We start from the raw sequence: 4,088 nt of genomic DNA on the forward strand, positions 1-4,088 counted from the left end.
GACCGGCCGAGGAAACGGGGCAACCGTTCCCTCGGCCGGTCGTGGCCGTTGCTGACGTGCCGTCCGCCGGCCGCCGCCCGCGGGCGGGCCGATCGGCGGCGCCTGTTCGGGCGGACGCGAGGTGGAGGCGATCCCCGCACGGTGTCCCGGTGGTCAGCCCATCCCGGTCACGGGGCGCCACGCTACGGGCGGCGCCCCATATCCGGGCTCTCAGCCGTTGTTCTGCTCGTCGGCGGTCGGCAGCGCGTTCTTCCGGATCACGTCCGCGTACCAGTGGGCGCTGGCCTTCGGGATACGGCGCTGCGTCGAGTAGTCGACGAAGATCGTGCCGAAGCGCTTCGAGTAGCCGTAGGACCACTCGAAGTTGTCCAGGAGGGACCACAGGAAGTAGCCGCGGACGTCGGCGCCGTCGGCGATGGCCTGGCGCACCGCGTCCAGGTGGCCGTGGAGGTAGTCGATCCGCTGCGGGTCGTTCACCACGCCCTCGGGCGAGATGTAGTCGTCGAAGGCGGCGCCGTTCTCGGTGACCATGAGCGGCAGCTGCGGGTGCGACTTCGCCAGGTCGGTCAGCAGGGTGTGCAGCCCGCTGGGGTCGATCGCCCAGTTCATCGCCGTCAGGTTGTCGTTGGCGAGGTGGAAGGCGATGTGCTCGGAGCCCGTCCACGGCGAGTGGTCGCTGGCACCGTGACCGTCGTTCTTGGTGTTGCCGGCGCCGTCGGCGGGCAGCGACACGACGGTCGGCGAGTAGTAGTTGACGCCGAGCACGTCGATGGGGCGGGAGATCTCCGCGAGGTCGCCGTCGTGCACGAGGCTGTCCCAGTCCACGATGTGCGCGGTGTCCTGGCGCAGGTCCTCCGGGTAGGCGCCGTCGAGGATCGGGCCGGTGAAGACCCGGTTGCCGACGGCGTCGATGCGGCGGGCGGCGTCGACGTCCGCGGCGCTGTCGGTGAGGGGCCGCACCTGGTGCAGGTTGAGCGTGATCGAGGTCTGCGCGGTGGCGGGCAGGGCCGCGCGCAGGGCCCCGATCGCGAGGCCGTGGCCCAGGTTGAGGTGGTGGGCGGCGCGCAGGGTCGCGGCGGCGTCGGTCCGGCCCGGCGCGTGCACGCCGGAGCCGTAGCCGAGGAACGCCGAGCACCACGGCTCGTTCAGCGTGGTCCACACACCGACGCGGTCGCCGAGCGCCCGGGCCATGATGTCGGCGTACTCGGCGAAGCGGTAGGAGGTGTCGCGCTCCGGCCAGCCGCCCGCGTCCTCGAGCTCCTGGGGAAGGTCCCAGTGGTAGAGGGTGGCGACGGGGGTGATGCCCGCCTCCAGCAGCTCGTCGGTGAGCCGGCGGTAGAAGTCCAGGCCCTTCTCCACGGCGGGCCCGCGCCCGGTCGGCTGGACCCGGGACCACGAGACGGAGAACCGGTACGCCTTGAGGCCGAGGTCCTTCATCAGGGCCACGTCGTCGCGGTAGCGGTGGTAGTGGTCGGCGGCGATGTCGCCGGTGTCCCCGTTGCGGACCTTGCCGGGAGTGTGGCTGAAGGTGTCCCAGATGGACGGGGTGCGGCCGTCCTCGGCGGCGGCGCCCTCCACCTGGTAGGCGGCGGTGGCGGCTCCCCAGATGAAGCCCTGCGGGAAGGAAGTGGCCGAGGCCGGCTGGCCGTTCGCCTCGGGTCGTACGGCGGTCATGGCTGAGAACGCTCCAAATGGATCGGTTGAACTGGCCGGGCAAAGCGATCCGGCACGGAAGAAGTGGGTGAGGGCCCGGGGCGCGGGCGGGGTCAGCCCTTCACGGCGCCCGCCATGATGCCTCCGACGATCTGCTTGCCGAAGACGACGAACACCAGCAGAAGCGGCACGGTGCTGATCAGGGCGCCCGCCATGACGATGCTCTGGTCGGGGGTGTAGGAGGCACTCAGCTGGCCGAGGGCCACCTGGAGGGTGGGGTTCGTCTGGTTCAGTGCGAGGAAGGGCCAGAAGAAGTCGTTCCACGACTGCACGAAGGTGAGCATGCCCAGCACCATCATCGCGGGCCGCGCCACGGGCAGGACCACGCTCCAGACGATCCTGAGGTTGTTCGCGCCGTCCACCTTGGCCGCCTCGACCAGCTCGTACGGCAGGGCCTCGAGGAGGTACTGGCGCATGAAGAAGACACCGAAGGCGCCGACCAGGGTCGGGAAGATCACCGACTCCAGCTGCCCGCCCCAGCCGATGTCCGCCATCAACTTGAAGAGCGGGACGACACTGAGCTGCGGGGGGATGGTGAGGGTGGCGATGACCGCCGTCATCAGGAAGCCGCGCCCGCGGAAGCGCATCTTGGCGAAGGCGTATCCGGCGAGCGTGCAGAAGAACAGCGTCGCGATCGTGATGCTGCCGGCCACGATGACGCTGTTGACGATGGCTTTGCCGAGGTTCGCCTGTTCCCAGGCCGCCTGGAGGTTGGTCCACAGTCGGCCGCCCGGCACGAGCGGCGGCGGGGTGTCGAGCACCCGCTGCTGATCATGCGAGGCGGCCACCAGGGTCCAGTACAGGGGGAAGATCGATCCCAGGCCGACGATGACGAGGGCCGCGTAGGTCAGCGGGCCGCCCTTGAGCTGCTGGCCGGCGCCGAGCTTCAGACGGTTGCGCCCCTTGCCGTGGGTCTCGGTCCGCGCTGTGGGAGCAAGGTTCGGTGCGGTGGGGGTGGGACTGGTCGTGGTCATCGAATTCGCTCCCGTCAGGCCGCGCTCTTGCGCACGAACCGGCTGACGATCCAGTTGATCAGGGCTATGAGCAGCAGCAGGACGAGCATCGCCCAGGCCACGGCCGCGGCGGGGCCCAGGTGTCCGAGCTTCCAGCCGTAGTTGTAGAGGTAGATGCTGAGGGTCTCGTACTGGTGCTCACTGCCGCCGGTGGATCCGAGGGTGCCGCCCTGGAGCAGCAGAGGCTCGCCGAACAGCTGCATGGAGCCGATCGTGGAGATGACGACCGTGAACAGGATCGTCGGCCGCAGCGAGGGGATGGTCACCTTGCGGAACTGCTGCCAGCGCGAGGCGCCGTCGAGCGAGGCGGCCTCGTACAGATCGGTCGGCACCGCCTGCATGGCGGCGAGGTAGATGAGCGCGTTGTAGCCGGTCCAGCGCCAGATGACGATGACCGAGATGGCGATCTTCGACGACCAGTGGCCGTTGCCCCAGTCGGTGTTGCCGGCGCCGAAGAAGTGCAGCACCCAGTTGAGCAGGCCGCCGTCGGCCCGGAAGACCAGCGCGAACACCAGCGCGGCGGTCGCGACCGAGGTCGCGTAGGGGGTGAGGATCACGGTCCGCCAGAAGGTGCTGGCACGCAGCTTGTAGTTGAGCAGGTGCGCGAGGCCCAGCGCGACGAGCAGCTGCGGAACCGTGGAGATGACGCCGATCACGAAGGTGTTGAAGACCGACGTCCAGAACTCGGAGTCCTGGAGGATCTTGGCGAAGTTGTCGAAGCCGACCCACTCCGACTGGTTGAGGCTCGTCAACTCGACCCGGTGCAGGGCGATCCACCCGGTGTAGATGAGCGGGTAGAGCCCGAAGGCGCCGAAGATCAGGAAGAAGGGGGCGATGTACGCGTAGGGCGACGCCTTGTCGTCCCAGCGCCACAGCCGGCTGCGCCACGCCCGCCGACGTCCGTTCGACGCGGCGCCGGAGCCGCCGGTCGGCGGGTCGTAGGCGCCGCTGGTGGGGGTTGTTGTTGCCACGGAGGAGGTCCTTGTCTGGGATTCGGCCGGGGTGAGTGCGGGACCGAAGACGTGATCGATGGGGCCGGGTTGCGGTCCCTCACGCCCCAAGTGGGTCGGCACGGTGATCGCTCGCCTCGCGCGCCGGCCGAGGGGTACGTGCGAGGCAGGGCCTGGCAGCCGCCGGACAACCGGCGCCGAGGCTCAGGAGCGGCGATCGGATCCACCACCGGGACCAGCAGCGGTGAGCGGCCGGCGGAGCCTGCGCGCTGCGGGGACCCCGCAGCGGCGCGCTACGCCCTGCGACCCGAGTGAGCCGACGTTGCCGGCCGGCGGTCGCGACCCTGCCTGCCCGGACCCGGGGGGGGGGGGGGGGGGGGGGGGGGGGGGGGGGGGGGGGGGGGGGGGGGGG

General features: G+C 70.4%; 3 protein-coding genes. All 3 read right to left on the reverse strand.

Annotated elements, in window-relative coordinates; all coding sequences use genetic code 11:
- Positions 1 to 210: 210 nt before the first annotated feature.
- Positions 211 to 1,674, reverse strand: coding sequence for a GH1 family beta-glucosidase (locus AC3ET4_RS30385; protein ID WP_431955124.1), 1,464 nt, complete (start codon positions 1,672 to 1,674; stop codon positions 211 to 213).
- Positions 1,675 to 1,766: 92 nt separating this feature from the next.
- Entirely contained in the window at positions 1,767 to 2,687 is a 921-nt protein-coding gene (locus tag AC3ET4_RS30390; protein WP_431955126.1) for a carbohydrate ABC transporter permease, read from the reverse strand.
- 14 nt (positions 2,688 to 2,701) lie between these two features.
- Positions 2,702 to 3,697, reverse strand: coding sequence for a carbohydrate ABC transporter permease (locus AC3ET4_RS30395; RefSeq protein ID WP_431955128.1), 996 nt, complete (start codon positions 3,695 to 3,697; stop codon positions 2,702 to 2,704).
- Between the last annotated feature and the right edge of the window lie 391 nt (positions 3,698 to 4,088).

This window comes from Actinacidiphila sp. bgisy167, assembly GCF_057707665.1.